The 26,085-nt window shown below is 55.8% G+C and carries 25 protein-coding genes; 16 read left to right on the top strand and 9 right to left on the bottom strand.

Annotated features, from left to right (window positions below; all coding sequences use genetic code 11):
* Positions 1-7 precede the first annotated feature (7 nt).
* The 9 genes from flgA (at position 8) to fliW (ending at position 9,816) form a co-directional block, all read left to right on the top strand.
* Positions 8-1,027 carry a flagellar basal body P-ring formation chaperone FlgA gene (gene flgA, locus ACZ5EH_RS08680; RefSeq protein WP_464277723.1) on the top strand — a complete coding sequence of 340 codons (1,020 nt, stop codon included), beginning with the start codon at positions 8-10 and terminating at the stop codon, positions 1,025-1,027.
* A 19-nt stretch (positions 1,028-1,046) separates the two neighbouring features.
* The gene (locus ACZ5EH_RS08675) at positions 1,047-1,778 is read left to right on the top strand and encodes a flagellar basal body L-ring protein FlgH (protein WP_464277722.1); all 732 of its coding nucleotides are present in this window, start codon (positions 1,047-1,049) and stop codon (positions 1,776-1,778) included.
* 175 nt (positions 1,779-1,953) lie between these two features.
* Complete coding sequence (locus tag ACZ5EH_RS08670; protein WP_464278284.1) at positions 1,954-3,012, top strand: flagellar basal body P-ring protein FlgI; 1,059 nt, start codon at positions 1,954-1,956, stop codon at positions 3,010-3,012.
* Between the two features lies 1 nt (position 3,013).
* On the top strand, positions 3,014-4,600 hold the full coding sequence (locus ACZ5EH_RS08665; RefSeq protein WP_464277721.1) for a peptidoglycan DD-metalloendopeptidase family protein: 1,587 nt from the start codon (positions 3,014-3,016) through the stop codon (positions 4,598-4,600).
* An 18-nt stretch (positions 4,601-4,618) separates the two neighbouring features.
* Complete coding sequence (gene flgN / locus ACZ5EH_RS08660; protein ID WP_464277720.1) at positions 4,619-5,113, top strand: flagellar export chaperone FlgN; 495 nt, start codon at positions 4,619-4,621, stop codon at positions 5,111-5,113.
* Entirely contained in the window at positions 5,113-7,251 is a 2,139-nt protein-coding gene (gene flgK / locus ACZ5EH_RS08655; RefSeq protein ID WP_464277719.1) for a flagellar hook-associated protein FlgK, read from the top strand. Before flgN ends, flgK begins: the two co-directional genes overlap by 1 nt.
* A 16-nt stretch (positions 7,252-7,267) precedes the next feature.
* On the top strand, positions 7,268-8,821 hold the full coding sequence (gene flgL / locus ACZ5EH_RS08650; protein WP_464277718.1) for a flagellar hook-associated protein FlgL: 1,554 nt from the start codon (positions 7,268-7,270) through the stop codon (positions 8,819-8,821).
* A 324-nt stretch (positions 8,822-9,145) separates the two neighbouring features.
* Positions 9,146-9,412 carry a carbon storage regulator CsrA gene (gene csrA, locus ACZ5EH_RS08645; RefSeq protein WP_464277717.1) on the top strand — a complete coding sequence of 89 codons (267 nt, stop codon included), beginning with the start codon at positions 9,146-9,148 and terminating at the stop codon, positions 9,410-9,412.
* Entirely contained in the window at positions 9,361-9,816 is a 456-nt protein-coding gene (fliW, locus tag ACZ5EH_RS08640) for a flagellar assembly protein FliW (RefSeq protein WP_464277716.1), read from the top strand. Before csrA ends, fliW begins: the two co-directional genes overlap by 52 nt.
* 951 nt (positions 9,817-10,767) lie before the next feature.
* Here fliW and ACZ5EH_RS08635 read toward each other — a convergent pair.
* The 5 genes from ACZ5EH_RS08635 to ACZ5EH_RS08615 all read right to left on the bottom strand — a co-directional run bounded on the left by ACZ5EH_RS08635 (position 10,768) and on the right by ACZ5EH_RS08615 (position 15,993).
* Positions 10,768-11,166, bottom strand: coding sequence for a rhodanese-like domain-containing protein (locus ACZ5EH_RS08635; RefSeq protein ID WP_464277715.1), 399 nt, complete (start codon positions 11,164-11,166; stop codon positions 10,768-10,770).
* A 68-nt stretch (positions 11,167-11,234) separates the two neighbouring features.
* The gene (locus tag ACZ5EH_RS08630) at positions 11,235-13,343 is read right to left on the bottom strand and encodes a methyl-accepting chemotaxis protein (RefSeq protein ID WP_464277714.1); all 2,109 of its coding nucleotides are present in this window, start codon (positions 13,341-13,343) and stop codon (positions 11,235-11,237) included.
* A gap of 211 nt (positions 13,344-13,554) precedes the next feature.
* A complete protein-coding gene (locus ACZ5EH_RS08625; RefSeq protein WP_464277713.1) occupies positions 13,555-14,184 on the bottom strand; it encodes a class I SAM-dependent DNA methyltransferase in 630 nt (209 codons plus the stop codon).
* Positions 14,185-14,200: 16 nt separating this feature from the next.
* Positions 14,201-14,830 (bottom strand): class I SAM-dependent DNA methyltransferase, encoded by a 630-nt coding sequence (locus tag ACZ5EH_RS08620; RefSeq protein WP_464277712.1) that lies wholly within the window; start codon positions 14,828-14,830, stop codon positions 14,201-14,203.
* A gap of 566 nt (positions 14,831-15,396) precedes the next feature.
* Positions 15,397-15,993, bottom strand: coding sequence for a flavodoxin family protein (locus ACZ5EH_RS08615; protein ID WP_464277711.1), 597 nt, complete (start codon positions 15,991-15,993; stop codon positions 15,397-15,399).
* Positions 15,994-16,110: 117 nt separating this feature from the next.
* Here ACZ5EH_RS08615 and ACZ5EH_RS08610 point away from each other — a divergent pair, with 117 nt between their 5' ends.
* The 3 genes from ACZ5EH_RS08610 to ACZ5EH_RS08600 all read left to right on the top strand — a co-directional run bounded on the left by ACZ5EH_RS08610 (position 16,111) and on the right by ACZ5EH_RS08600 (position 18,385).
* The gene (locus ACZ5EH_RS08610; protein WP_464277710.1) at positions 16,111-16,671 is read left to right on the top strand and encodes a hypothetical protein; all 561 of its coding nucleotides are present in this window, start codon (positions 16,111-16,113) and stop codon (positions 16,669-16,671) included.
* A gap of 276 nt (positions 16,672-16,947) precedes the next feature.
* The gene (locus ACZ5EH_RS08605) at positions 16,948-17,481 is read left to right on the top strand and encodes a DUF2087 domain-containing protein (RefSeq protein ID WP_464277709.1); all 534 of its coding nucleotides are present in this window, start codon (positions 16,948-16,950) and stop codon (positions 17,479-17,481) included.
* 376 nt (positions 17,482-17,857) lie between these two features.
* On the top strand, positions 17,858-18,385 hold the full coding sequence (locus ACZ5EH_RS08600; protein WP_464277708.1) for a GNAT family N-acetyltransferase: 528 nt from the start codon (positions 17,858-17,860) through the stop codon (positions 18,383-18,385).
* An 89-nt stretch (positions 18,386-18,474) separates the two neighbouring features.
* Here ACZ5EH_RS08600 and ACZ5EH_RS08595 read toward each other — a convergent pair whose 3' ends face one another.
* Positions 18,475-19,002: an N-acetyltransferase family protein gene (locus tag ACZ5EH_RS08595; protein WP_464277707.1), complete on the bottom strand. Its 528-nt coding sequence runs from the start codon at positions 19,000-19,002 to the stop codon at positions 18,475-18,477.
* 152 nt (positions 19,003-19,154) lie between these two features.
* Here ACZ5EH_RS08595 and ACZ5EH_RS08590 point away from each other — a divergent pair, with 152 nt between their 5' ends.
* Both ACZ5EH_RS08590 and ACZ5EH_RS08585 read left to right on the top strand, forming a co-directional pair.
* Positions 19,155-19,730 (top strand): class I SAM-dependent methyltransferase, encoded by a 576-nt coding sequence (locus ACZ5EH_RS08590; RefSeq protein ID WP_464277706.1) that lies wholly within the window; start codon positions 19,155-19,157, stop codon positions 19,728-19,730.
* 81 nt (positions 19,731-19,811) lie between these two features.
* Positions 19,812-20,378, top strand: coding sequence for a class I SAM-dependent methyltransferase (locus ACZ5EH_RS08585; protein WP_464277705.1), 567 nt, complete (start codon positions 19,812-19,814; stop codon positions 20,376-20,378).
* A gap of 73 nt (positions 20,379-20,451) precedes the next feature.
* Here ACZ5EH_RS08585 and ACZ5EH_RS08580 read toward each other — a convergent pair whose 3' ends face one another.
* On the bottom strand, positions 20,452-22,044 hold the full coding sequence (locus tag ACZ5EH_RS08580; RefSeq protein WP_464277704.1) for an acetolactate synthase large subunit: 1,593 nt from the start codon (positions 22,042-22,044) through the stop codon (positions 20,452-20,454).
* Between the two features lie 404 nt (positions 22,045-22,448).
* On the opposite strand from ACZ5EH_RS08580, the gene ACZ5EH_RS08575 reads away from it, so the two are divergent.
* Positions 22,449-23,252 carry a hypothetical protein gene (locus ACZ5EH_RS08575; protein ID WP_464277703.1) on the top strand — a complete coding sequence of 268 codons (804 nt, stop codon included), beginning with the start codon at positions 22,449-22,451 and terminating at the stop codon, positions 23,250-23,252.
* 356 nt (positions 23,253-23,608) lie between these two features.
* Positions 23,609-24,373 (top strand): SAM-dependent methyltransferase, encoded by a 765-nt coding sequence (locus ACZ5EH_RS08570; protein WP_464277702.1) that lies wholly within the window; start codon positions 23,609-23,611, stop codon positions 24,371-24,373.
* A gap of 79 nt (positions 24,374-24,452) precedes the next feature.
* On the opposite strand, the gene ACZ5EH_RS08565 is transcribed toward ACZ5EH_RS08570, so the two are convergent.
* Together ACZ5EH_RS08565 and ACZ5EH_RS08560 are read right to left on the bottom strand one after the other, a co-directional pair.
* Positions 24,453-25,079: a DsbA family oxidoreductase gene (locus ACZ5EH_RS08565; RefSeq protein ID WP_464277701.1), complete on the bottom strand. Its 627-nt coding sequence runs from the start codon at positions 25,077-25,079 to the stop codon at positions 24,453-24,455.
* 132 nt (positions 25,080-25,211) lie between these two features.
* Positions 25,212-26,012, bottom strand: a complete 801-nt coding sequence (locus ACZ5EH_RS08560) for a ferredoxin (RefSeq protein WP_464277700.1) — start codon at positions 26,010-26,012, stop codon at positions 25,212-25,214.
* Between the last annotated feature and the right edge of the window lie 73 nt (positions 26,013-26,085).

The following is a 26,085-nucleotide window of genomic DNA, read 5'->3' as shown; positions in this document are numbered from 1 at the left end:
AACAAAAATGTCGCATCATCTTCCCCCACTCCGCACAGTGGCCAAACGCCTCATCCCCTCGGCGTTGGTTTTCCTCGCGTTGCTGCTGGCTGCATCCCAGGTTTTCGTCGCCACCGCCAAAGGCAGCGAAACAGGGTGGCGGCTGCAAATACTCGACGCCGCCGTCGTGCAGGGGACTGTTGTGCGTTTGGGAGAAATCGCACGCCCTCTGGGAGGTATGGACGAGCTTACCTGGCACAAGATGGCCACTCTGGAGCTCTGGCCCGCGCCCGAAAGGCGTCTGCGCCCCATGAGTATTTCCAAAGTGAAGCTGCAGGCGGCCCTGGAAAAGCACCTCGGAGATAACGTCCACAGGTGTATCCTGCCCAGTAGCATCGTCATCCAGCGCGGCGGCGGGCTTGTTTTTGAAGAGGCCCTCAAGAATGAAATCGTCAATACTCTGACAGCCACTGCCGCCTCATTAGGGGGCGAAGCCGAATTTCGCGATTTTCGCCTGCCGGAATTTCTTTTTTTGCGCGACCCCGCCAACACAGTGAAAGTGGAATGTGTAGGGGCCGAGCTGACGGCCGGGCGCGTATCGCTCCGGCTCCGTGAACTGGCCATGGATGGCAGCCTGCAACGCACCGCCACCTGCAGCGTTTTCATGGACCTCTGGCGCAAAGTGCCCGTCGCCATGCGCCCTCTTAACCGTGGAGACGCCATCTCCAAGAGCAGTGTGGGCTGGGCACGCAAGAACGCTGCGTATCTGCGCAGCGACATCTGGGACGGCAAGGGCGGCCCGTGGCGGATTCGCACCACAACCGGCAAGGATGAAGTCATTTACACCGCCGACCTCGAACCACTGCCCCTGGTCACCCGTGGTGATCTGGTGACCATGGTCTACCAAGGTCAAAACGTTCGTCTGGAGGTTCCTGCAGAGGCCCTGGGTGAAGGCGGCTACAATCAGAGCATTCCGGTACGCAACATGCAAAGCCAGGTGCAGGTCTACGCCCGTGTCGTAGACGGCAAGACCGTTCAGGTTTTCTAACCATCAAGGAGACGCGGCCATGCAACGCCCACTCATAATTTTAGCCCTCGCAGCCATGACGGCCATGCCTATGGTCGGTTGCGTTCAGCGGCCCCACAATGCCGAGACCCTGCCCGTCATGAGTCCCGAGCCTGTAGACATGGCCGAGGCCGACGAGCAGTACAACCCGGGCTCGCTTTACAACCCCGGCAGCGCCGAGGAGCTTTTCTCCGACAACCGCGCCCGCCGACTGGGTGACATTGTCGTGGTCAACATTGTGGAGACCTCCAGCGGTACACACACCGCCAATACCGACACCGAACGCAAAAGTTCCATCGACATGAGTGTCTCCAGCTTCTTTGGCAAGGAAAGCGTTGGTATCGACCCCATCGGCGGCGCCAACATCTTCGGCCTGATGCAGGACCCCACAACAGGGGCCATAGTCGCGACCACAAGCGACAACAAGTTTGAAGGCACAGGCAGCACGGACCGCGGCTCGAATGTCAAAGCCACCGTGGGCTCCCGCGTTGTCAAAATTCTGCCAGGCGGACTGATGCAGATCGAAGGCGCGCGTGAAATCCGCGTTAACGACGAAACCCAGATTCTGGTAGTGCGCGGTCTCGTGCGCCCCAGGGATATTGGCCCCGACAACACCATCGATTCAAGCAGCCTGGCAAACTCCACCATCGAGTACTACGGCAAGGGCGTGTTGGCGGACAAGCAAAAGGCAGGCTGGATCATGCGCCTGCTGGATAACGTCTGGCCGTTCTAACTAAGACAATGACGCACCGATGCATTACGGCAGCGGCTATTCGCCAAGGAGGGCGACCATGAACAACACAAGCGCACTGCAAGCCAATGGCGGCCACATCGCCACGAGCGGAAAAGGCCGGGTCGGAGTCCTGGCCCTGCAGGTTGCAACCGTGGCCATTTTGCTGGCCCTTATCATGCTGCTGGCCGCCCCCCCTGCCCATGGCGTCAGGATCAAGGACGTCGCCACGTTCGGGGGCGTTCGCGACAACTCGCTCATCGGCTACGGCCTTGTGGTCGGCTTGTCCGGCACTGGCGACAGCAACAAATCCGACTTCACCATTCAGTCCATGGTCAATATGCTCGAAAACATGGGCGTGGGCGTAGACAGAAACAATCTCAAACCCAAAAACGTTGCGGCCGTCATGGTCACAGCAAAAATGCCCGTTTCAGCGCGCCCCGGCTCTTCCATAGATGTCACCGTGTCTTCATTGGGCGACGCCAAAAGCCTGCTGGGTGGCGTTCTGCTGCGCACCCCCCTCAAGGGCGTGGATGGCAAAGTATATGGGTTGGCGCAGGGCGCTCTCGCCATTGGCGGCTTTTCCGTGGAAGGCCAAGGAGCCAGCGCGGATAAAAACATAGCCACTGTCGGCCGCATACCCAACGGGTGCAACATCGAGCGCGGTGTGAATTTCGAATTCAACCACCAGGATGGCATGATGCTGCACATGAGCACAGCGGATTTCAGCACCACCCAGCAGACCGTGGAAAAAATCAACGAGGCGCTTGGGGGTGAATACTCCCGCGCAAAGGACATCAGCACCATCGAGCTGCATGTGCCCGAACGCTGGCAGAACAATCTCGTGCCCTTCATGGCCTCCATAGAAAACCTGGAAATAACCCCGGACAACCGCGCCCGTGTCGTGGTGGATGAAAAAACCGGGACAGTGGTTCTCGGACGTGACGTACGGCTTTCCAAGGTGGCAGTGTCCCACGGCAACCTGCAGATCGTGATTCAGGAAAACCCGCAGGTTTCCCAGCCTGGCCCATTCAGCCAGGGGCAGACTGTTGTCACGCCACAGACCAGTATTGGTGTTCAGGAAGATAACAAACGTCTGGTGATGCTGGAAGGCGCCACCCTGCAGGAAATGGTCGACGGGCTCAACGCCATCGGCGCAACCCCCAGAGACCTGATTTCCATATTGCAGACCCTGAAGGCTTCCGGCGCCCTGCACGCAGAACTCGAGGTCATCTAATATGAGTTCAATGCTGCCCGATCCCGCTCTGTTGGCCAGCCAGGCCACAGACTCGCAGATGCTGCAAAAGCAGCTGGAGACCCAGCGTCTCCAGAAACAACTGATGAGTCCTGACGCCAAGGAGAAAAAACTCCGTGAGGCGACCAAGGGCTTTGAGAGCGTCTTCATCAATAAGCTCTGGCAGCAAATGCGCAAGACTGTTCCCAAGGAAGGCTACCTGCACAGCAAGAATGAAGAGATGTACCTCTCCATGTTCGACCAGGCGCTTTCCGAAAAGCTGGCTGACGCCGGCGGCATCGGGCTTGGCGACATGCTCTACGAGCAACTCAAGCAGTCCATGGAGGACGCCAGCAGGGTCACCTCTCCCAGTGAGAACAGCAACGAGAAGCCCATCAAGGAACTGGTCGCCAGATACGACCCACGCATGCTCAACCCCAAGGAAGCGGAACTTGGCGGCAACGCCGCAATGGGCTCGGAGAAGCTGCGGGGAACAACGTCACTCGATGCATTGTACGAACCGTTTGGCGAGAATGACGGCAGTGAAGAGTCACCGGCCGAAGGCGCATCGGAAGAGCGCTCCCTTTCCGGGTGGGATGCAGACACCTACCCCGAACAGGCGCCCCCTTCCCCTGAACAGGCAGCCAACGACCTGGAAAAGGATGATTTGACCCAGAGTCTTTCTCCAGAGGCAGGGCCAAAACTTGTGGACGACCCGACCAAATCGTTCCCCAAAAGCCGTCAGGCTGTTGCCAGCGCGCGCGACAAAGCAGCAGACGAGGCCATTGACCCTGAAGTGATGGCGGCCGTGGAGGCTCTGGCACGGCGCATCACGCCCAATGTATCGCCGGTAACCAGGGAAGCGCGCCACGCCAAGCTCACCCCTTCCATAGATGAAGCCCTGAATCCTTCCCCTGCCAAAGGAACGTTTCCCACCGACAAAGAGCAGGAAGTCAGCCTGCTGGAAGGCGGCATAAATCGCAAACAAGGGGCAATGGAAAATGAAGGCGGTCTGGAACCCCTGCGTGGCGTACCAGGACTGGCCGACGCGCCTGCCGCCGCCACGCCCGAAAAGCTGGAGCTTGCCACACCGGAGGCAGCCAGGAATTCTTCTGTCGAAGTAACATGGGGAGCGGATGCTTCCCGCCCCGCGGAGGCCACACCACCCGCATCTTCCATGCAGTGGCCCGTAGAGGGGCGAGTTACAGCAAACTACGGCTGGCGCAACAATCCGTACACCGGTGAACGGACCTTTCATGAAGGCGTCGACGTGGCGGCTGCTTCAGGCTCCCCTGTGAAGGCGTGCTGGGATGGCGTTGTCAGCTACGTGGGCAACAAGCCCGGATACGGCAATGTGGTGGTGATGGATCACCCCAACGGTTGGCAGAGCGTTTATGCCCACAACAACGATTTTTCGGTGAAAGCGGGAGAAACCATCAAAGCTGGCGAGGAAATTGCAACAGTAGGCAACACGGGAAGATCGACAGGCCCCCATGTGCACTTTGAGTTGCGCCATCAAGGCACGGCCTTCGACCCCATGAAGGTTCAAAACAGTCTCGCAGCCGGAAGCGCAAACGGCCGCCAGGCATAGCCAGAGAGGCCATTAGTCATGTACGAACTCCTCGCTCCCATAAATGAAAGCCTGTCCCGTCAGGGAAAAGCGCTGACTCTGTTGCACAAGCTGATGCAGGAAGAATTTTCCCAGCTCATGGCCCGCAACCCGACAGAAGTGACAAAGACCGAGTTCTCCATTCAGGAACTGGTGGGGCAGATCATCTCCGAACGTAAAAGTCTGCGCGGCATGCTGCACGGCATGCGGCTGAAAGACTACCTGGAAGCCCTGCCGCAACCTGAAGAAGAGGCGCTGCGCGACCTGCCCGATACTATTCAGAAGAGCCTCGTCAGCATCCACAAGCTGGAGCAGTTATGCGCAAGGCAGGCGGAAAAAAATACCAAGCTGGTTCTGGGGCTCATGGATCAGTCACAGGGCATGCTGGAATTTCTGCATAACCAGTTGGTGCCCCAGAAAAAGGAAAGCTACTCGGCCAAGGGAACCTATTCCAATCAACGTCCTCAGGCCAGGATCTTAGAAGGAAAACTCTGATGCCCGGCATCAACTCTGTACTGGATATCGGCCGCACCGCGCTCTTTGGGAGCCAGGCGGCCATCGAGACCACTGGTAACAATATAGCCAACGTCAACACCCAGGGCTATACCAGACGGTCTGTCCTCTTTGAGGAAGGGTACGCCCTGAACTACCGCCCCGGCCAACTCGGCACGGGCGTGGTTGCCACCCAGGTGGTGCGCTCTTTCGATATGTTCGTAGAGGCCCAGTACAACGACATGGCCACCATGCGGGAGCGGTATGACGAACTGTGGACCGACCTCAGAAGCGTGGACAACCTTTTCAACGAATCCAACACGGCTGGTATCAGCGCCCTTATGGATAGCTTCTTCGGGTACTGGGAAGACCTTTCCCTGCGCCCCGACGACTATCCGAGCCGCGAAGCCCTGCTGGGCAACTCGCAAAACATGATTTCCCTGCTGCAGAGTACGGACGACGATATGAATACGCTGCAGCTTCAAGCCCAGGACGCCATCAACAGGGAAGTCGAAGAGATCAACAGTATCATTCAGCAAATTGCTGACCTGAACCGCCAAATTAACTCCCACGACATCCCGGGCGTGAACAACGCCAATACGCTCCTGGACCAGCGCGATTCCCTGGTGCGCCAACTCGGCACCATGATGGACGTCAAGGTCATAGACAAGGGCAACGCCAACGACAGTAACAGCCCTGTGCAGAGCGTGGGCGACGACTGGGTTCTCGTCACCTCCTCCGGCAAGACCCTGGTGCAGGGCACAGAATCCTACCGGCTGGCCTACGAAGGACCCCAGGCCACGGCGTCGCTGACAAACGCCTCCAACTTTGACGGCGAAATAAAGTTCGATGGCAGCTCCGACTTTGAATACACCATCCAGGTCATTCAAGACGGCGGCGTAACCTCCGACAGCAGCGCCGCCATGTTCCGTGTCTCCATCGATGGCGGAAAGACCTGGCTGAAAGACGAAGACGGCCAGGAACGTCATTTCTACGCTCGCCCTGAAGACATGCAGGTTGATGTTCGCGGTGTGGGCATCTGGTTCGACGGCGCCACCCAGGATCTGACAGCGGGCGACACCTTCTCGGTCATGCCCAAGAACGGCCTGTACTGGTACCAGACAGCCTCGCACAAAGAGAACATCACCCCCCAGATGCGCGCAGACGGCACCGACGACCCCATGCGTCTCGTAGGGGGGCGTTTGACTGCCCTTTTCAATTTCAGCGACCAATACGTGGGGCAATACCGCGACAAACTCAACGCCGTATCCAAGACTTTGATCTGGGAAGTGAACCGATTGCATAGCCAGGGCGCTGGCCTCAGTTTGATCACCGACACCCAGGGCACCTACACGGTTAACGACACCACCCTCGCCCTGGGCAGCGATTCTTCAGGCCTGACCTGGAACACCAAACTCACCTCTGGCAACGTAGAAATCTTTGTTTACGATCAGAGCACGGGCGACCTGGTTTCCAACAGCGGCCTGGACTTCGACCCCTCAACTCCCGGCATCCAGAATTTCGACCCTGCCGTGCACAGCCTCGAAGACGTACGCGATGCCTTCAACAACACTTTTGGTGGCAACATCAATGCCACCATAGTGAACAACAGCCTGCGTCTCACCGCAGCAAACGGCATGGAAATAGGCTTTGGCACCGACTCCTCGGGACTTTTGGCAGGGCTGGGCATAAACACCTTTTTCAGTGGGAGCGGTTCAGACGACATCGGCATCAATTCCGATATCATGTATGATAGCGGCCGCATCAATGCCGGCCATATCAACGGCGCGGGAGAATACAACCCCGGTGACAACGCCACGTCACTCGAGATCGGTGGTCTCAGGGACAAGCAGGTAACCATTGTCAGTTCGTTCAACGCCAGCTCCAACCAGACCATCCTCGAATACTACTCCACCCTGGTCGGACGCGTAGGCGGCGATACCGCAAATGCCAAATTCAACTACCAATACAACAAATCTCTTTCCGATGACCTGAACGAGCAGCAACAGGCCGTTGCAGGTGTAAACCTGGACGAAGAGATGAGCAACCTCATCAAATACCAGCATTCGTACAGGGCCGCAGCAAAGCTCATCACCACCGCGGACGAGATGTTGCAAACCGTCCTGGGCTTGAAGCAGTAATCCAGGGAGCACTCCTATGGCTGTCAGAATCACACAGCAAATGATGTACACGAATTACGTGTCCAACATGAACAGGTCACTCGCTGAGCTCATAAACCTGAACGAACAGGCGTCCAGCCAGAAGAAGGTGAACAGACCTTCGGATGCGCCTGTGGCAGCCGCGCAGATTCTGCAATACCGTACGCAAATCACCCGTACTGACCAGTACATGCGCAATGCCGATATCGCGCAGGGCTGGCTGCAACAGTCCGACAGCACCCTGACCCAGGTCAATACCGTACTGACCCGTGTCAAGGAACTTGCCGAACAGGCCGCCACCGGTACCATGAGCGCGGAAAACCGCGAGCAGGTGGGCTATGAAGTCCGCCAGCTCTTCGAACAGCTCATGGTGCTGGGGAATACGGAATATGAGGGCAATCACATTTTCGCCGGCCACAAAACAAATCAGCCGGCCTTTGTGGAAGACCTTTGGGCAACCACAAACGACGAAAACGCCATATCCACGTTTTCCATCACCGGGGATACGGACAGCACAGTCATGGTCCAGTTCCTTACCAGCGGCACCGCTGGGGTGGACGCGCTGGACTACCAGTTTTCCAGCGACGGGGGCGATACCTGGACCACCCGCACCCTGGCGGCCGGCGATGACACCCTGGACCTGGACGGCGTGCACGTCACTTTGGATGTTCCAAACACCGTCAGCGCTGTGGACACCACGCAGCAGGACGCCAGTATTCTGGACGACGGCAGCCCCAACGGCACATGGCTGTGGATTCGCCCCACAGCAAGATACCAGGGCGACATTGAAGACAATATCCAGGTGGACAAGTTTGGCGGCAACATGGTCACCAGTTCCTCCGCCTTGGGTTCCTTCAGCCAGGATGTGATGGTCCGTATCGACAACACTTCTCCCATCACCCTGGGCGAAGAGATCGAATATTCCTACAGCCTCGATCGCGGCATCACCTGGGTGGAGGGCAATACCGTTTCCGATGCCGGCTCGGTGTCCAACGCCACCCTGCCTGTTCCCGGCGGCTTCCTGGATCTTGGCACTTCTGCCGCAGGCAGCACCCTTTCACCTGGTGACCAGTTCATCATCAGGCCGGAGCGTGCTGAAATACTCTACGAAATTTCTCCGAACGAGCGTCTTTCCGTCAACAACATCGGCAAGGACGTCTTTGGCGGTATTTATACCGACACCAACAGCGGTAACCAAGTGGCTGCGCAAAACGGCAGCGCCAAGAACATGTTCGATGTGGTGGGCAAACTTGTGGGCTATATCGAGACCAACAACCAGAGTGGCATTCAGGAAGCCCTGGACGACCTCTCGGTTGCAAGCGAACATGTCATGACCGTAGCCGCCAATGTGGGTGCCCGGGAAAACCGCGTCGAAGTGGCCGTAAACATGCTCGAGAACCTGAAAATCATCAAAACCGAGCGGTTGAGCGACATTGAGGATGTGGATGTCTCCGAGCTTATGACCGAATTTGCCATGCAGCAAATCGTTTATGAGAGCGTGCTCAAGACCTCCTCGCAGATCATGCGCATGAGTTTGATGAACTATATTTAGCGCAACCGACAGCTATAAGCATTGAAGCATCTTGCAAAACAGGATACATCGCATCAAATGAATAATAATTGCGCCAGTATGATATGCACACAATACTGGACGAAGCGCCCGCCCTCAGCTACACCTGTAGCAACAAGGTAGTTGGCGCGTCTGCCGGAAAAAACCGGCACCGGTACAAGGACGTACTAGGGGACGTACAGTGGTACGATACGGCGCGGGGCAGGATGGCCTGCGCCAGGCCCTTCAAGCAGGGAAGCAAAAGGGTCGAAACAAGAGTCTATACGCCGCCGCACCATGCGGCAGGCAAGACGATGCGGGAAATGCATGCTCATTCTGACACGCCGCGCCGGTGAAAGCCTCTACCTCGGGGATAACATCAAGATCACGGTCCTCAGCGTCCAGGGCAAGCAGATTAAAATTGGCCTGGACGTTCCCAAGGACATGACGGTCTACCGGGAAGAGGTGTATACTCGGGTGCAAGAACAGAACAAGCTGGCGATCGATTCCAAAGATGATGATTTGCTGGCGGTGACGACAATATGGCAAGGCAAAAAGAAAAAGTCATCGAAACTCGTCTCGGAAAACGAGTAGTAGAACTCGACAAGACGCTTTACTTTCCTCATGGCCTGATTGGCTTTGAGGAAGAGCGTGAGTTTGTGCTTTTGCAGGTCAGGGACGAATCTCCGTTTTTGATCCTGCAAAGCGTGACCAGTTCCAAGGTAGGGCTTCTTGTAGCCGATCCGTACAGCTTCACTTCTGATTACGAGGTGCGTCTGGGCGAGGCCGAACAGAAGATCCTCAGGTTGAAGAATGTCCGGCAACTCGCCGTGCTGGTGACGGTCTCCATACCGCCCGACCAGCCGGAGAAGACGGCTTTGAACCTTTCAGGGCCCATTCTCATCAACCACCAGGCACGGGTGGGATTGCAAGTGCCTCAGGTCGATGCAAAATATTCCGGCCACTTGTACCTGCACGAACTGGATACCGCCGAATAACCGTTGCGGGCTCTTTGCGAGCCCCCCCTCATTGCCCAGCCTGCCTGTCATTCCCGCGAAGGCGGGAATCCAGGAGCTGCGCCCAGCGACATACGCACTATTTCAAGCGCAATACAAAAAGCCGGCGTCCGCCATGCTCTTCTTGTGGAGTTTCAAGACAATGGGGATTGATTGGGCGCGAACGCCAGGACTTACGCGTGTATCGCAAGCCAAGCCTGCCTGACGGATGCCCTTGAGATGAACCACACATCTGTGACTTCGCCCACCCCTTTCTGCCTGTCTGGTCTGTCATTCCCGCAAAGGCGGGAATCCAGGGCCTGCGCTCGACGGCAGACGCACTACATCCAGCACAACACGTCATGCCGGCGTCCGCCATGCTCTTCTTGTGGAGTTCCAAGACACTGGGGATGATTGGGCGCGAACGCCAGGACTTATGCGTGTATCGCAAGCCATGCCAGCCTGACGGATGCCCTTGAGATGAACCACGCATCTATGACGCCGCCCACCCCTTTTTGCCTGTCTGGTCTGTCATTCCCGCGAAGGCGGGAATCCAGGGCCTGCGCTCGACGGCAGACGCACTACATCCAGCACAACACGTCATGCCGGCTTCCGCCATATTCTTCTTGTGGAGTTCCAAGACAATGGGGGATGATTGCGCGCGAATGCCAGGACTTACGCGTGTATCGCAAGCCATGCCAGCCTGACGGATGCCCTTGAGATGAACCACGCATCTATGACGCCGCCCACCCCTTTTTGCCTGTCTGGTCTGTCATTCCCGCGAAGGCGGGAATCCAGGGCCTGCGCTCGACGGCAGACGCACTACATCCAGCACAACACGTCATGCCGGCTTCCGCCATATTCTTCTTGTGGAGTTCCAAGACAATGGGGGATGGCTGGGGAGTGTGTGCGGCCTTGCACCAACGCCCTCGTAGAAAGGGATCTGCAGAGCGTTCAGCGGGCCAGGGGGCCGAAGAAAAGCAACCACCCGGCCATGCCCCAGCTCAGATTGTAGACCCGCCCTCCGGTCTTGTCCTGGAGCTTCTTGGCAACCACGGGGGAGCGGTGCCCCGTCATGCAAATGACCACCACGTCCTTGTCTTTTGCAACTTCAGGAAGCGTAGTCGAGTCCAGCAGCAGATCCTGCCGGCTCTCTGCATCCGGAATATGAAACCACCCGTATTCCAGGGGCGTGCGCACATCCAGAAGCACCACATCGTCCGGTTTCTCCCGCAGCATGCGTTTAAGCTCCCACGGGTGGAGCTGCCTGACCCCGCCAAGCTTCCACCAAGCCAGGTCCCAAATTCCGAAAAACAGCGCCAGAAACAACAGTATGGCGAGCAATGTTTTCATGCTTGCAGCTTAGCACGCCACACTGATGTTGCCTATCGGGTAAAGGGGGCAAAGGGCCCCCCTCTTCATTAACAGGTGTAGCTTCCCTCTTCTTGCAATTCCTTGATGATCCTGTCCAGATTTGCCACCTGGGCGGCCATTTCCTTCAGGTCCTGGCCGGAGCGCTCCATCCCATGGCTGGTTTCCTGGGTAATGTTGCTGACCTCATCAAGGGAGGCGTTGATTTCTTCCGAAGCCGCTGATTGCTCTTCGGCAGCGGCGGCAATGCCCTGAATCTGACTGGTGGAGCGCTCAACGCTGGCCACAATGCCCATGAGCACTGTTCCGGATTTTTCCGAGAGTTCGACCGCGGCGTCCAGGTCCTTAACCGCGACCTCCATGCTCGTAATGTTACGGGCGGCGGCGTCCTGTATGGCCTTGATGGAGCTGCCCACTTCCTTGGTCGCACCCATGGTTTTCTCGGCCAGCTTGCGCACTTCATCGGCAACCACGGCAAATCCTCTGCCGGCTTCCCCTGCGCGGGCGGCTTCGATGGCGGCGTTCAGAGCCAGGAGGTTGGTCTGGTCTGCAATATCCTCGATGACGTTGATAACCGCCCCAATGGCATCAGCCTGCTCCCCGAGCACGAGCATATCCTTTTTCAGCACTTCGGCCTGGTCATGGGTCGTTTGCATCGCCTTCACGCTCTTTTCAACGACGGACGCGCCTTCGTTGGCATTGCTGCGTGCTTCTTCACTGTCCTTGGCCGCTTCACTGGAGTTGCGCGCCACATCCATGACAGAGGTGTTCATCTGCTGCATGGCGGTTGCGGTGGATTGGATGCGTTCTGACTGCACCTCTGCGCCCTTGGTAATTTTTCGTGAACGTTCAGAAAGGCTTTCAAAGGCGGATTGCAGGCTTGCCGCCACACTTTGCAGACGTTCCGCCGCGTGCGCCATACCATCGCATTTGGCGCGCTCCGCTTCCTGTCGGGCGTCAAGGGCCTCCTGGGTGGCCCTTTCAGCATGCTTGGCCTTCTCTTCGGCTTCTCTGCTCTTCTCATTGATTTGGGAGATGTTGCTTTCCAGGGTCTCGGCCATGCCGTTGAGCGCTTCGAATATCTCACCGATTTCATCATGCCGCGTGACGGGGACTCTGTTGTCGTAGCGCCCTTCGCCAATCAATTGCAGAAACCCGTTCATGGAGCGCAAGGGGTTGATCAAAATCGCCCCAAGAAAGAACCAGGTGAGGATGAGACCAATGGCGAGGCCGACAAGGGCGATAACGGAGTTGTAAAGCAGCAGCTTGTTCACCGGCCCTGTTATTTCGCTTTTCTCTATGATGGCGGCCAATTTCCAGCCAAGACCAGGGGACGTGAGCAGTACGGCGATCCTGGGCTTGCCCTCTATACTTAGCTCCACACTGCTTTCTTTTGTATTGTAGAGTCGCGCGTAGGAGTCGTCCTCGAGGGAATCCACTTTTTTGAAGTTTGTCTTTGGGTCGGCCGCATTGGCGATAATGGTGCCATCCCCTTGAATCATCACCATATAGCCCGTGTCGCCCAAAGAGAAATCCTGCACAAGCTTGGTCAGGGTTCCCAGTGAGAGGTCAACTCCCAAAACGCCGAGCACTTTTCCTGCATTGTCTCTGAAGGGCTTGGCCACAGAAATGCAGGTTTGTCCGTTGGTGGAGAGGTACGCTTCGGACACGCTCACCGCATCCGGATTTTTCAGGGCGCCCTTATACCAGGGGCGAACACGCGGGTCATACCCCGCCGGGATTGTGGTCTTGCTGTTTGTGGTAAAGCCCCCGAACTGCGTACCGAGATAGACTTCAAGATAGGCGGGGTGGGTGTCCTGCATCTTGGTGAACAGCTCGCGCAGTTGGGTTCCGTAGGTATCGGTTTCGGGAGGCACGGCCGTGGTATCAGACGTTGTCTCCGCGTATGTCGTGAGGGTGTCCCCCACTTCCTTGAGCACAGGCTGGGAGGCCATGAACACGGTGTTCTGCTTGGTCTGCTCAAACAAAATGTCTATCGCTTCATCGACCAGCCGCAGTTCGCGCTGGGCCGAACCGATGTAGGTTTGCACACCCTGATCGGTAAAATTGACACTCAGAATTATGAACACGACTAGGAGAGGAAGCAATACCGCCAAGGCAATACCGGCGATGAGTTTCAATTTGATGGACGCGCGCATTTTTTCTTTACTCCTCTAAAATATGTACCTATTCCCCCCAAAAATTGGGAGAGTTTGGCGGCACTAGCGTACTTAGCTCAATATTGTGACAACAATATTACACAGAAGAGTGCTTCGAAGACGATCTCCCGTCTGATCACTCTGCCCAAAAAAATAACCCCACCCCTATAAGCAGGGGCGGGGTATTAACAGCAGTACGATAGAATAGCAACTACGCGCTGGCGACCTTATATGTGCACATCTTGCAAGTCACATTTTCTTCCTTGAGATAATCCTCATCATACATGGACAAGAGTTCCCAAGCATTGTCGCGCTCAAGTTCTATCATTTTGGCGCGGTATCCGTAATCCTGATAGGCGCCCTCTCTGATGGTGAAGACGATGGATCCGCCTGGCTTGGTGATGCGAACGAGTTCACCGAAAGCGTCTGCATCCACATGCCCGTAGGTAAAGGTACCTGTGCAGACAACCGCGTCGTAGCTGTTGTCGGGCAGGTTCAAAGGCTTGCTCAAGTCGGCTTGCATGTAGCGCTGATACACGCCCTTACGCTCTGCCTCGTTCAGCATGTCCTGAGAATAATCCAGGGCGTCCATGTTGCAGTAGCCCATATTTTTGAGAGCTTCCCCTACAAGACCTGTGCCGCAGCCTGCGTCGAGTATCCTGGCGTTGTTGTCATCCAGGACATGATCAAGAGCCTTGGCCGAGGCGACGTGCGCCACGTAACCGAAAGAGCCCACTGTATCAGAGTCGTAATCTGCGGCCCAATCCTTGTAGGCGTCCATGAGGTCTTCATGGTTAGTCGCCGTATACACCTTGTCCAGAGTTTTGTTGTCAGAAACCATAAATATTTCCTCCTGTTCAAGCATCCATGACTTTATACGTGCAGAATTTGGCGCGGACGCCCTCTTTCACGAGATAATCTTCCACAACCATGGATTGCAGTTCCCAGATGTCTTCAGCTTCCATATCCAGCATTTTCTTGCGGTAACCGTACTTTTCGTAGGCACCATCGCGGATGGTAAAGCAAACGTAGCCACCTGGCTTTGTTATACGGACCAATTCTTCAAAAGCGTGAGGGCCTACATGTGCGTAAGTAAACGTTCCAACGCAGATTGACGCATCATAGGCGTTATCTGGCAGGTCAAGCCCTTTATTCATGTCCGCCTGAATAAGTTTTTCATAGACTCTCTTCTGTTCAGCCTGCTCCAGCATGCCATCGCAATAGTCCATTGCATCGATGTTGCTGTAACCGAGCCGGGCCATCTCCTTGCCCACCAGGCCAGTTCCACACCCAGCATCGAGCACGCAACTGTCTTTGGACTCCAAACAACCGTCCAATAAAGTGGCTGCGACAGTCGGGGCGACATATCCCATGCCGTCAAGGGTATCCCTGTCATAGAGAGGAGCCCACTTTTTGTAAGCGCAGTCCAGTTCATTCAGGTTTTTGGCTTCGTAAGTCGCATGCCAGATTTCAAGGTCATTACTCATGTCTTCTCCTCGTGGTTTGGGGTGCATGACTATGACGCATCAAAGACAATGCGTTACATCCATGAGTACTTTATATCATCCACAAACAGTGCCAATCGACACTGTAATGGGGATAATCATCTTTCTGTTGGGATAGTAATGAATACAGTTTATATTTGTAGCATGAATGATTTTATGCAAATTATCATTTTCAAGCTACGCAGAAATAAAATAAACATTGATAGAATAATGATTTTCCGCAAAAATGACGACGCATTTCTGCGCGACGTCTTTGGATAACAACATTTTTTTTCGCTTGTCAAATCGGGGATATTCACACGATTCTATTTTTGTATATCTCAATATAATGATACAGTACGTATATTTCAGCACTCCTTTCCATAGATTCTCCATACTCTTCTTCGCACAAATGTCACAGAGACGACAATCTACCGTGAATTCTTAATTTGCATGAATACACCTGTACTTTGAAAAACGTCACCCCTTTTGACCTGACACCATAAAAAAACCCGTCTTCCCGGCACGTTACCAGGAAGACGGGTCTTTGGATTTCTGTTGCAATCTGCTCAGGCAGGGTAATCCTTGAGATGCGGCTGAATTGCCTTGCCCAGCCAGGCTATGGCTTCGCCCAGATGGCGCATGTTGTTCGCTGCTTCCTCGTCGCCCGCCACTTCGCCTTTATCCAATCCATACCCAAGGTTCCAGTAGGTGGAGCCAGGCACAATCATCTTGGACATCAGAAACATGTGGTTGATGCTGTCAAAGACGTGCACACCACCGCCCCTGCGCACGGCAATGACGGCGGCGCCGATCTTGCCGGTAAGCAAGCCGCCATTGGCAATGGAAACAAAACCGCTACGATCCAGCACGGCCTTCAATTCTGCGCTCACATCGGCAAAATAGGTTGGCGACCCCATGATCACGGCGTCTGCTGCAAAAATCTTTTCCGCCAGGTCATTGAACAAATCGTGCTTTTGGATGCACTTGCTGTCCTTCTTTTCAAAGCATTTGTAGCATGCGAGGCAACCCCGCACTTCCTTACCGCCCACCTGCACCAATTCGGTTTTCCAGTCTGCTGCGGCAAGGGGCGCCAACACCTGCTGCAAGAGATTTTCGGTATTGCCCCCTTTTCTGGGGCTGCCATTAATGGCGAGAGCGTACATATTTCCTCCTCGCAAATTAGAATTTCCTTCCATGTTACTCGTGTTTTCACTTTTTGCAATCGGCATACTTGTTGCTCATATATCTGCATCGGAACTTTTTTCCCAGGGAGCATTTCCATGCAGATCCAAGGATACTCTTACTACCAGTCCAGCCTTCTCAACCTGCAAAAGCAGCAAAACGAGCAGGCCGCCGCAACTTCGCAATCCAAGGCGCAGAACGCAGAAGGTTCTTCCCAGGAAAACGAAAGCGAGCTTTCCACGCAGGACATTTTTCGCCAGATCGCCCAGGGCACCAATGTGCGCTCCTTGTCGATAGAATCCATGAGCGCTGTTTCTTTCCAGCTGTACGATGCCGGGCAGATTTCCATGATGGAGCACTCCATGCTCTCCTTTGGTTCCGGCCAAGACTCGCAAAGCTTTTGGGACCAGAGCGAAGACGACTCCAGCGACGACTTTTTCGACTTTGATTCGGGTATTGAAGATGCCGCGAACAGCTACACCATGCGCACCGAACCGGACGAAGACGGCAACATTGACTGGATCGCAGAATTTCAAGCCAGGCTTGAAGAACATCAAGCCGCCGGCGACGAACAAGGCGCAAGCAGGGATCAGCAAATCCTGAACATCCTGGAAAAACTCCAAGCAGCAGCGCAGGGCGGTCTGAACGTCACGGTGTAGGCTGCCATCTGCATTAATTGGAGCGTTCTTTGCCATGCCCTGTGGCAGGGCAAACTCGCCTGCATGACTTGCATGCCGGCCGTGGTGTGTGTATGTTCCGCCTCGGTCGGCAGTTCACCCAGGCGTCGCCGCCCCTTTTTTGGGGAGCTAAACCTGCCACTGTTTCCATTCCGCTCGACACCTTGTCCTCGTGCCGGGCCGTAAGTCGGCGACCATCGGTAATCCACACTCTTTTGGATAGGCACGCATCCCGGCAGTTCCGGGAAAGGATGAGTCATGTCCAGAACTCCATTGCCATTGGCCGTGGCCGACATTGCCGCGTTTGCCCGCTCTTTGCGCCATCAATTGGACGGTCGTGAAGGCACGCCCAGCCACCTTGAAATGCTGAATCTGCTCAGCAAGGCTGGCGGCTATCGCAACTTCCAGCACTTTCGCGCGCAGCAGGATGCCCGCACAGCATTTGAAACGCCTAAGTCTGCGCCTCCTGTAGTAAACTACAAGCTCGTCAACCGTGTGGCGCGTTTTTTTGACGAACAGGGACGGCTTGTGCGGTGGCCCGGCAAATTCAGCCAGCGCATGGTCTGTCTTTGGGTGATGTGGTCTCGCGTACCTGCACGCACCCCCCTCACGGAACGCGAAATCAGCGACATGCTCGAGGCGCAACACTTGTTTGGCGACTATGCCCTGCTGCGCCGTGAAATGGTGGACAGGGGCATGGTGGAGCGTACGCCAGACGGACGCCAGTATCGCCGCATAGAACAAACGCCCCCAGCCGAAGCTCTGGCGGTGCTCGAACATCTACGGCGCTGACGCTTGCAAACATAATCAGGGGGGCGGGGCGGCGCTGACCGCCTCCCTCCCTGTATTGACAGCTCTCCATGTGCTGCATATTGCACGGGCGTCACTTCTAAAAAAAGGATTTGGATGTACTCTTCCAGATTGGATTTTGTGCTGCCGGCTGCCTGCGAGAAAGCAGGCCGGTAATCGCAAACCCTGCGGATCGTTGCACACGGTCCGACAGCCACGCCTTACGGCCTGGCCAAAGCATTGCCAGCCTGCCGCCCCTTGATTTGTTGCAAAGGGGGGATTCTCTTTGCTCGCCCTTTTTCCGGCAGCCACACTCCTACCAAGACGCCTTTGATTTTGAGCTGTTATCAACACAAATTGCGATTTATGGAGTGCACCAATGCATATCAGACACGAAGTCCCTTCCGATATAAACGCCATCATGAACATCCAATACGCCGCGTTCAAAGGGCACCCCATGCACAAGCCAGGGGCAGAGCCCACCGAACACCGCATTGTGGAAATTCTGCGCGCGCAACAGGCCCTCAGCCTGTCCCTGGTGGCCGTGGAAAACACAGAGGATAAAAAGAACCTCAGGGGGCACATTGCCTTCTCCCCCGCAACAATAGGGGGCGCTTCGGGGTGGTATCTTCTGGGCCCAGTAGGGGTTATGCCCACGCACCAGGGCAAGGGCATTGGATCAGCCCTTATCCGCGCAGGACTGCAGCAACTGCAGGAAGCCGGCGCCGCCGGTGTGGTGCTGGTGGGGAATCCCGGCTATTACACCCGATTCGGCTTCACGAACATGGCAGGCCTCACCTATCCCGGCGTGCCCGAACAGTACGTGCTGGCAACACGCTTTACGGAAGTCTCTCCCAAAGGCGAAATTGCGCCCCACGCAGCCTTTGCCGCAGCAGGAGAGGCCTAGCCCGACCGTACCTCTGCTCAAATACTGGGGAGAAGGCATTGTCCTTCTCCCCTTTTCGCAGGACTCTCAGTTAGTGGTCGTTGCCGCATTCACTCAGACGAGGAACCATTCAGATGCTTGTAGTAGAACGCCGTATCGTGGAGCGTTCCGTCCGTGCTTGCAGAATACCCCGGCACAACGCCGTATTTTGTCCATCCCAAATGCTGATAGACAGGCTCGGCATTGCAGCCTGCATGGGTATCCAGCATGAGCAACGAACACCCCACAGAAAGGGCGTAGGCTTCGGCCTCCTGCATCAGTAGGGTGGCGATGCCCCGCCCCCTGTGTGTGCTCAGGACGAACAGCTTCACCAGGTCCGCCCTGTGGCGTGAATTTTCCTTTTGGCTGGGAATCAGTTGCACGGCTCCGACAATCGCGCCATTTTCTTCGGCAACAAACAGGCCCAGCCCAGACGCCAGGTGCGTTTCCACCCCATGCCAGTAAGGCGCTGCCTTTTCCTCTGTCATGGGAGACAGGAAACCCACGGAAGCCCCCCCTTCAACAGAATCTATGAGTAAATCGCACAATTCCTGAAATTGTTTTTTGGCTATGGATGTAAGGCGACGGATATGGACCAAGGCTTTCTCCTGTTCCAAAGAAAGAGTTGCATGATGCGAGGTACGTACCCGAACCGCACGCACCGGGCAACATCATCGCTACTGTTGACAGACGGTTTCCCACAGTCTTACAAATTATGAAACCGTAACACGCACTTTTTTTGGGAGCAGATATGGCAGGAATTGACTGGTCACCCATACAGCAGCACCCCCCGCGCCCTACCAGGCGTTTTACCGAAGGCACGCTTGATAACGCGCTGCTGCTTGATGCGATGCGTCTTGCGCCAGGGCAGACGGTGGTAGATGCAGGGTGCGGCAGCGGCTACATGGCCAGGCTTTTTGCAGAGCGGGTGGGAGCGGCTGGCCTGGTGTATGCCTTGGATATAAATGAGCACTATATCGAAACGTTGCGCCGTGACACAAACGGTATGCGCATCAAAGCCCTGGTCTGCGACCTGGCCGAAGCAACGCCCCTTGCCGCGGGGTCGGTGGATCGTCTGTTCATAGCCACGGTGCTGCATGCCCAGGCGCCTGCCAAACTTCCGGGGATCATCCAGGAAATGCAGCGAGTGCTCCGGCCAGGCGGTATTCTTGGCGTGGTGGAATTCGACAAGACGACGTCAGACTTCGGACCGCCCCTGGAACGCCGCTACTCTCCCGAAGACCTCAAGAAGGCGCTGCCTTTTGCCCCCCTGGACCACTACAAGGTGGCCGAGCATTTCTATCTGCAACTTTTTCAAGCCCAATAAAACATGCAAGAACAGGCTCACCGAGGAGGTGCCCTGCAGGACGCCCTTTCCGTGAGCGCACAAGCCCAGAAGGAGACATACATGACCGGAAAACCAGTAGCTGCGGGAAAAAGCAGCATCGGCCACATCGACCAGGACCTCGCTTTTGACAACATCATCGTGGAGGGCGCATCGGCCTATCTGGATTTAGCATGCGGGGTTGGCCGCTACACCCTGGCGCTGGCGGAACGCATCGCCAAGGGCACCACCATTTACGGAATCGACCTTTGGGCAGAAGGCATCGCCGCCCTGGAAGCCAGCGCCAAGGAGCAGGGCTTTGACAACATCAAGGCCATCCACGCCGACGCAACGAAGCCATTGCCCCTGGAAGACGCCTCGGTGGATATCTGTTTCATGGCCACCATGCTGCATGATCTGCCCTCCGAAAAGCGTGAGGACGTGCTCCGTGAGCTAAAACGCATCCTGAAGCCCCACGGGCAGGCGGTTCTCATCGAATTCAAGAAGCTGGACAAGGGGCCCGGCCCCAGCAAGGAACATCGCATCGGCGATGCCGACGCCGAAGCGCTGTTCACACCGCTGGGTTTTACAAAAGTTACAACCGTTTCCCTTGGCGAGTTTACCTATCTCACAAAGTTTTCAGTGAAATAATCCCCGCCACAGGAAACAAACAGCGGAGGGCGTCGATTTTGGACGACACCCTCCGCTGCGCTCTTTTCTCTCATTATATAAGCACTTCGATGAGCTGCGGGCCGGGCGTGTCCAAGGCCGCCTTGAACGCGGCGGCAAAAGCATGGTTCGTCTCCACCCGCACTGCCTGAACGCCCATGCCTTCGGCCAGCTTCACCCAGTCCAGAGCAGGATTATGCAGATCCAGCAAGGACAGGGCCCGCTCTCCTTGTGATGCCGCCTGAACCAGCTTCAATTCCTGATTCAACACAGCGTAGGACCGGTTGGCGTACAGCACGGTGACAACGTCCAGCTTTTCCCTGGCCTGGGTCCACAGCGCTTGCAGCGTGTACATGGCGCTACCGTCTCCCTCCAGACAAACCACCTTGCGGTCAGGCGCGGCAATCGCCACTCCGGTGCTGACAGGCAAGATGTCGCCAATGGAGCCCCCTGTCAGCGGCAAATAGTCATGGGGCGCCGCTTTTGAAAGCACCCCTGTATAGGGCAGGGTGGAGGTGATGCCTTCATCGGTGATAATGGCGTTTTCAGGCAGCAGAGCAGCCACAGTTTGCATAATGCTTTCCGGCGTCAGCGCCCCTTGTTGTGGCAAATCAGGGGGCGAAAACGGAGCTACAGGAGCAGTTGCAGGGGCGCCTATGGCTTCCGCCAGGGCGGTAAGGGCCTGGCCGCCATCCTCCTGAGGATGGGAAAGGGTCACTATTTCGCACCCCTGCGGCGTAAGCCAGCTTTCCTGATCCGGATAGGCAAAAAACGCCACAGGGGGTTCCGCGCCTACCAGCAACAATTGCTCAAATTCACCAAGCCGGCTGAGAATATCCTTGCCGCGATACGGCAGCAGTTCCACAACGGGCGCCCCTGCCCCGGCCCGCAGCCGCGGCACAAACGTATCGCAAAAAAGCGTTCCCCCGACCTTTGCGGCAATGCGGCCTGCATCATGAAGAGCATCACCATACAGCACGTTCCCCCGCATGAGGATGGCGGTTTTCTTGCCGCTCAAAAGAGCCTTGGCCGCGTTATCCACTGCATCCTGGGAAACCTTTCCCGGAACGGGAACCTCCAATGCAGGTGCGGGGCGCTCCGCCGGCAACCAGGCCGTGTCAGCCGGCAGAATAAGGGTCGCTATCTGCCCCGGCGCCTGGCGGGCAGCCTGTACAGCCCGGGCCGCATCCATGGCAACGGTGCGGGAACTGCGGGAACGGTGCACCCAGTGGGAAATGGCCTCCGCAAAGCCGGCGACATTGGATTGCAGGGGGGCATCGTATCGCTCATGGTACGTGGCGTGGTCCCCCACGATGTTAACAACCGGAGATTGCGCCTTGCGGGCGTTGTGCGTGTTGGCCATGCCATTGGCAAAGCCGGGCCCCAAATGCAACAGGGTACAGGCCGGCTTGCCCGTCATGCGGGCGTACCCGTCTGCCGCTCCTGTCACGACGCCTTCAAAAAGACAAAGCACGGGGCGCATACCTTCAATACGATCCAACGCGCTGACAAAGTGCATTTCCGAGGTGCCTGGGTTGGCGAAGCAAACCTCTACGCCACTTGCAACAAGCGTGGCGACCAAAGATTCCGCGCCATTCCAAGTAGCAGAGGCATCCATATCCGCAGTGGTTGCGTTTTTATGAGACATCTTATCCGACTCCTTTGTACCTATCTGCTTTTGTTATCATTGCATCATGTAGAGTTTCCAATGCGCTGCCCGGCCGCCAGGAAGGCAAAAAACCGGCAGGAACGCCAAAAACGGGGGCAGGTCGAAAATCGGGCTGGGTAAAAGCTCGGGGGATCTGTCCTCAGACAGGGGCGCTGTACACGTCTCCATCATGCGGGAAATTTAGCCAAGCCGACATGACCGGTCAAGCCGCCAATATATTATGAAACCCCGTTATATTCCTGGGCTCCCGACACTATAAAGTGTACGCTCATATTTCTACACTCTTTTACCGTATTTCTTTCGACCAGGGGGGGCTCATGGGAAATTTTTTTGTGGCGCAAGCCACCCCCTGTAATTTTTGAAACCAGGTGGGGGCAAACAGCATGAATGTTCTCGTCATCGGGAAATCAAAAACAGGCACGACCGTCATCTCCAAGACGATTGCGCGCTCCTTGCCCGGGGAGACAATGTTCCTGTTCGAGCCCACCGACGTTGCCGCCTTCACCCAGGAACACGATAAGCAGAATACCGTAATAAAGGTACTGTTCGACCAATGGCTCGACAAAAAAAGACAGCTGAGCACAATCGCGAACAACAACTCGCAGATGCAGTTCGATAAGCTTGTCCTGATCCGGCGCGACCCCAGAGACGAGGTCATCAGCGTGTTGCTGTATTACCCTTTTGATATGAAACGTGTTGTCAAAGACCAAGGCCTTTTTGACGCCTGGATCGAGTTATTACAGGAAAAGGAACGCACCCCCGCAAGCATCTCCTTTATGCACATGTGCGAAACCTTCGACTCGCTTTTCAACATGAACTACACGAAAAGTCTGAGTAAATTTTCCTCGTTCGACTATGGCTTCTATCACTTTTGCACTCGGATATGGCACCACCACCTGCTCTTGCGCTACGAAGACTTTATCACCGAGAACACACAAGGGCTCGCCCAGTATCTGAATCTGGAGCTTTCCAAGGAACGCGACGTGGGCGCTTCTTACAAGCAGACATACAGAACCGGCAGTTGCAACAACTGGAAGCGCTATTTCACTGAGGAAGACATCACGTATTTCAAGCAATTTAGCGATACGTTCAGTCTGCTTGGCTATGATGACTGGGAGCTGGCCCCGGCTGACCACATCCCAGAACGGGAACTTTCCGGCTACGTGCGCATGCTTCTCGAAAAATAGCCGCCCCCCTTCTGAATGAATAAGGTTCAATATTTCGCTGGATTGTCCGAGGCAGAGCAACACCACGGCGATTGCTTTCCAGCGGCTGTCCTTCTGGTTGTCAAATATCGGTCTGCCTGATAGTCAGTGCCTGTCCATAAGCGGCACTGGCCTTCCCACACCCCCCGCACAAGGGGTAGTGCTGCTTCCAGAACCAATAACGAGGGATGCATGAAGAAGAGAATAGTGGCGTAATCCGTCTGCTGACGGGTACGCACCGCGGCAGACGGAGGACTTCCTGTTGCCTGAGGATCTCATATACCCGCCAGGGAAGCATGTTCCCTGCCGGCAACGTATAATCCAACAGGAGTCATCCCATGACGCATATAACATACGAAAAATCAGGCAAATACACCGACCTGGACATGATTTACGCCGCATGCAGCGGCCCCGGCGGCCTGCGGCTTGGCGATTTCATGGCCCAAAAAATGGGGGTGCGCCCTGGCGCTCGTTTACTGGATGTAGGGTGCAACCGCGGCGTGCAAACCTGCTTTCTGGCCAAGGAATACGGTGTTTCCATTCTGGCGATAGACCCTTGGGACGACCGCATCGACGGCAAGCCCATGGTTGAGCATGTCCGCCGCAATGCGGAAAAATGGGGCGTAGCCAATTCCGTGCTTGCCCAGAAAATCGGCGTACCACATACCAACCTGGCAGCGGAGTCATTCGACTTCGCATACTCCACCACTGCCCTGGAAATGGTGAGGGGCATGGAGGGCGAGGCCGGGTATCTGAACTGTCTCAAGGAGATTCACCGCGTACTCAGACCTGGCGGCGTGTTTGGCCTGGGTGAACCCATGCACCTGGATGTGCCGCTGCCCGCGGATTTGGAGCCTTACGTCTCGCAGGATGAATTCGCGTGGAAAGACTGCTTTCGGGACATCCACAGCACTGTCGCCGACGTTGCAGCCGCCGGTTTTCAGGTTCTTGAAAGCGGGTACGCCCCTGACGCATGGGACTGGTGGCAGGAGTACGCCAGGCATGATCCTTTCTGCAAACAGAACCCGGATGAAGACCCCAAAACACTGGCCGTAGACAACGGGCGCTGGACCAGCTTCGGCTACGTGATCGCTGCAAAATAAGTCTGATAACACACTACAACAAGGCGGCGGGCCTGTGCCTGCCGCCTATTTCTCCAATAAGCCCCTTCGAAAAAGTGACTTAATCCGCCTGCTTTCCTTCGCTTCCCTGCAGGACCTCTGCAAACGCGGTGCGAAAGACCTCCAGAGGCTTGGGGCCGATGATATTGCCATACCCCTGGATTTCAAAAGTCGGCGCGGAGCTTATACCCTTTTTCTTCGCTTCCGCAGCCACTTCCTCGATTCTCGGGGCGTACTTTCCATCACGGAGGGCGCTCTCCAGCGCCTGGGCGTCCATGCCGACTTCGTCTGCTATTGCCTTGAGGTTTTCAAGCTCCGAAATATTTCTGCAATCCACGAAATACGCCTTGAAAACTGCGTCATGGAATGCACCGTGGGAAGCATTCTCCTTGGCAAACTCCCCGGCCTGCAGGGCCATGTTCGAATTGTACAACATGGGTTGCGGCGTGAACACGATGCCTGCTTCTTCGCCGCGGCCGGTCATATTGTTGAAAAAATTTTCATAGTTCATCCCTTTGTAAAGATCGCTCCACAACCTGCCCGCGGCGGGAGTTTTCTCATGGAGTTCAAAGGGCAGCCAGTCCACTGACAGGGAAAATTCCTTCTCCAAAATGTCAATGAGACCTTTCCCGATGTAGCAAAAGGGGCAAATATAATCAGAATAAATCGTGATAGTTATGGTTTGCATGAAGGATCCTCTTTGTAGCAGGCAGCATGGGTGTATAGAATGCAATGAATCATGCCCGCCCCTGCATTATCATGTCAAACCATAAATACTTTTGATCTTAAGCACCTGTCTGCAATTGGCCGCCCTGTTCTGCTACAAATAGCATTCCGGCTGTTTGGGCTCGCTATAAAGGGACTGCAGCCTGTTGGAGGCATCTACCACTGGCCCGGGCTTCATGCTTCTTGCCTTTTGCGGGCATCGCTTGATGCAGGCGCAGCAGGTTATGCACTTCACCGTATCAATTACCGCGCTATTGTCCGATGCGATGGCGCCTACGGGGCAGATTTTTGCGCACACCCCACACTGCACGCACCCTGCGTCTACTGCTATGAAATCAACATCCCAAAGGGTTGTGCTGCCGCGGTATGGATACGTTCCCGGCACGGTAAAATCCGCAAAATCAGAGCAGGTAGCAGCGGTTTGTATTTTTTCCCCCACACGCCTGCCAAAATCCGCCGCCAGGTGTAAATCCCCCTGTTCCGGACGTCCCAAAGCTACGGGCGCCTGCGCACTGGCGAAGGAATGCTCGCCGATGAATGCAGCCGCCCCTACTGATAAACAGCCGCATTGCGTCACAAAGTTTTTGAGTTCGAGCAGGGCGTCCTCGTAGGCGCGGTTGCCGTAGACAACGACGCAAACTGTTGGAGCGCCCCCCCCTGTAATGGATTGCAACCATGGGGTCAAAATGTCTGGAACGCGCCCCATGTAAACGGGTACGCCGATGATGCACGCCTCCTCCGCATTCAGGACCAGAGACTTTTTTCGTGCTGCAGGGGGCGTTATGTCCACTTCATCCATGCGGGATACGCCAATACCGCTTGCTATGGCTTTGACCACCGCCCTTGTTGTGCCAGTGGGCGAAAAACTGACCAGCTTGAGTCCACGGAGCTTCATTGCACATACCTGCCTGCTTGTACTGCTTTTGTGCAGTTGTTATTTTCATTACGAGACGTAACGTAATTAAACT

Source organism: Desulfovibrio biadhensis (assembly GCF_055388615.1).
The sequence above is the reverse complement of the archived record's forward strand: the minus strand, read 5'-3'. Positions and strand labels throughout refer to the sequence as shown.

Bases quoted from the DNA above. Each gene is read 5' to 3' on its own strand.
- flgA (WP_464277723.1), top strand. From the start codon at position 8: ATGTCGCATCATCTTCCCCCACTCCGCACAGTGGCCAAACGCCTCATC.
- ACZ5EH_RS08675 (WP_464277722.1), top strand. From the start codon at position 1,047: ATGCAACGCCCACTCATAATTTTAGCCCTCGCAGCCATGACGGCCATG.
- ACZ5EH_RS08670 (WP_464278284.1), top strand. From the start codon at position 1,954: ATGCTGCTGGCCGCCCCCCCTGCCCATGGCGTCAGGATCAAGGACGTC.
- ACZ5EH_RS08665 (WP_464277721.1), top strand. From the start codon at position 3,014: ATGAGTTCAATGCTGCCCGATCCCGCTCTGTTGGCCAGCCAGGCCACA.
- flgN (WP_464277720.1), top strand. From the start codon at position 4,619: ATGTACGAACTCCTCGCTCCCATAAATGAAAGCCTGTCCCGTCAGGGA.
- flgK (WP_464277719.1), top strand. From the start codon at position 5,113: ATGCCCGGCATCAACTCTGTACTGGATATCGGCCGCACCGCGCTCTTT.
- flgL (WP_464277718.1), top strand. From the start codon at position 7,268: ATGGCTGTCAGAATCACACAGCAAATGATGTACACGAATTACGTGTCC.
- csrA (WP_464277717.1), top strand. From the start codon at position 9,146: ATGCTCATTCTGACACGCCGCGCCGGTGAAAGCCTCTACCTCGGGGAT.
- fliW (WP_464277716.1), top strand. From the start codon at position 9,361: ATGGCAAGGCAAAAAGAAAAAGTCATCGAAACTCGTCTCGGAAAACGA.
- ACZ5EH_RS08635 (WP_464277715.1), bottom strand. From the start codon at position 11,166: ATGAAAACATTGCTCGCCATACTGTTGTTTCTGGCGCTGTTTTTCGGA.
- ACZ5EH_RS08630 (WP_464277714.1), bottom strand. From the start codon at position 13,343: ATGCGCGCGTCCATCAAATTGAAACTCATCGCCGGTATTGCCTTGGCG.
- ACZ5EH_RS08625 (WP_464277713.1), bottom strand. From the start codon at position 14,184: ATGGTTTCTGACAACAAAACTCTGGACAAGGTGTATACGGCGACTAAC.
- ACZ5EH_RS08620 (WP_464277712.1), bottom strand. From the start codon at position 14,830: ATGAGTAATGACCTTGAAATCTGGCATGCGACTTACGAAGCCAAAAAC.
- ACZ5EH_RS08615 (WP_464277711.1), bottom strand. From the start codon at position 15,993: ATGTACGCTCTCGCCATTAATGGCAGCCCCAGAAAAGGGGGCAATACC.
- ACZ5EH_RS08610 (WP_464277710.1), top strand. From the start codon at position 16,111: ATGCAGATCCAAGGATACTCTTACTACCAGTCCAGCCTTCTCAACCTG.
- ACZ5EH_RS08605 (WP_464277709.1), top strand. From the start codon at position 16,948: ATGTCCAGAACTCCATTGCCATTGGCCGTGGCCGACATTGCCGCGTTT.
- ACZ5EH_RS08600 (WP_464277708.1), top strand. From the start codon at position 17,858: ATGCATATCAGACACGAAGTCCCTTCCGATATAAACGCCATCATGAAC.
- ACZ5EH_RS08590 (WP_464277706.1), top strand. From the start codon at position 19,155: ATGGCAGGAATTGACTGGTCACCCATACAGCAGCACCCCCCGCGCCCT.
- ACZ5EH_RS08585 (WP_464277705.1), top strand. From the start codon at position 19,812: ATGACCGGAAAACCAGTAGCTGCGGGAAAAAGCAGCATCGGCCACATC.
- ACZ5EH_RS08580 (WP_464277704.1), bottom strand. From the start codon at position 22,044: ATGTCTCATAAAAACGCAACCACTGCGGATATGGATGCCTCTGCTACT.
- ACZ5EH_RS08575 (WP_464277703.1), top strand. From the start codon at position 22,449: ATGAATGTTCTCGTCATCGGGAAATCAAAAACAGGCACGACCGTCATC.
- ACZ5EH_RS08570 (WP_464277702.1), top strand. From the start codon at position 23,609: ATGACGCATATAACATACGAAAAATCAGGCAAATACACCGACCTGGAC.
- ACZ5EH_RS08565 (WP_464277701.1), bottom strand. From the start codon at position 25,079: ATGCAAACCATAACTATCACGATTTATTCTGATTATATTTGCCCCTTT.
- ACZ5EH_RS08560 (WP_464277700.1), bottom strand. From the start codon at position 26,012: ATGAAGCTCCGTGGACTCAAGCTGGTCAGTTTTTCGCCCACTGGCACA.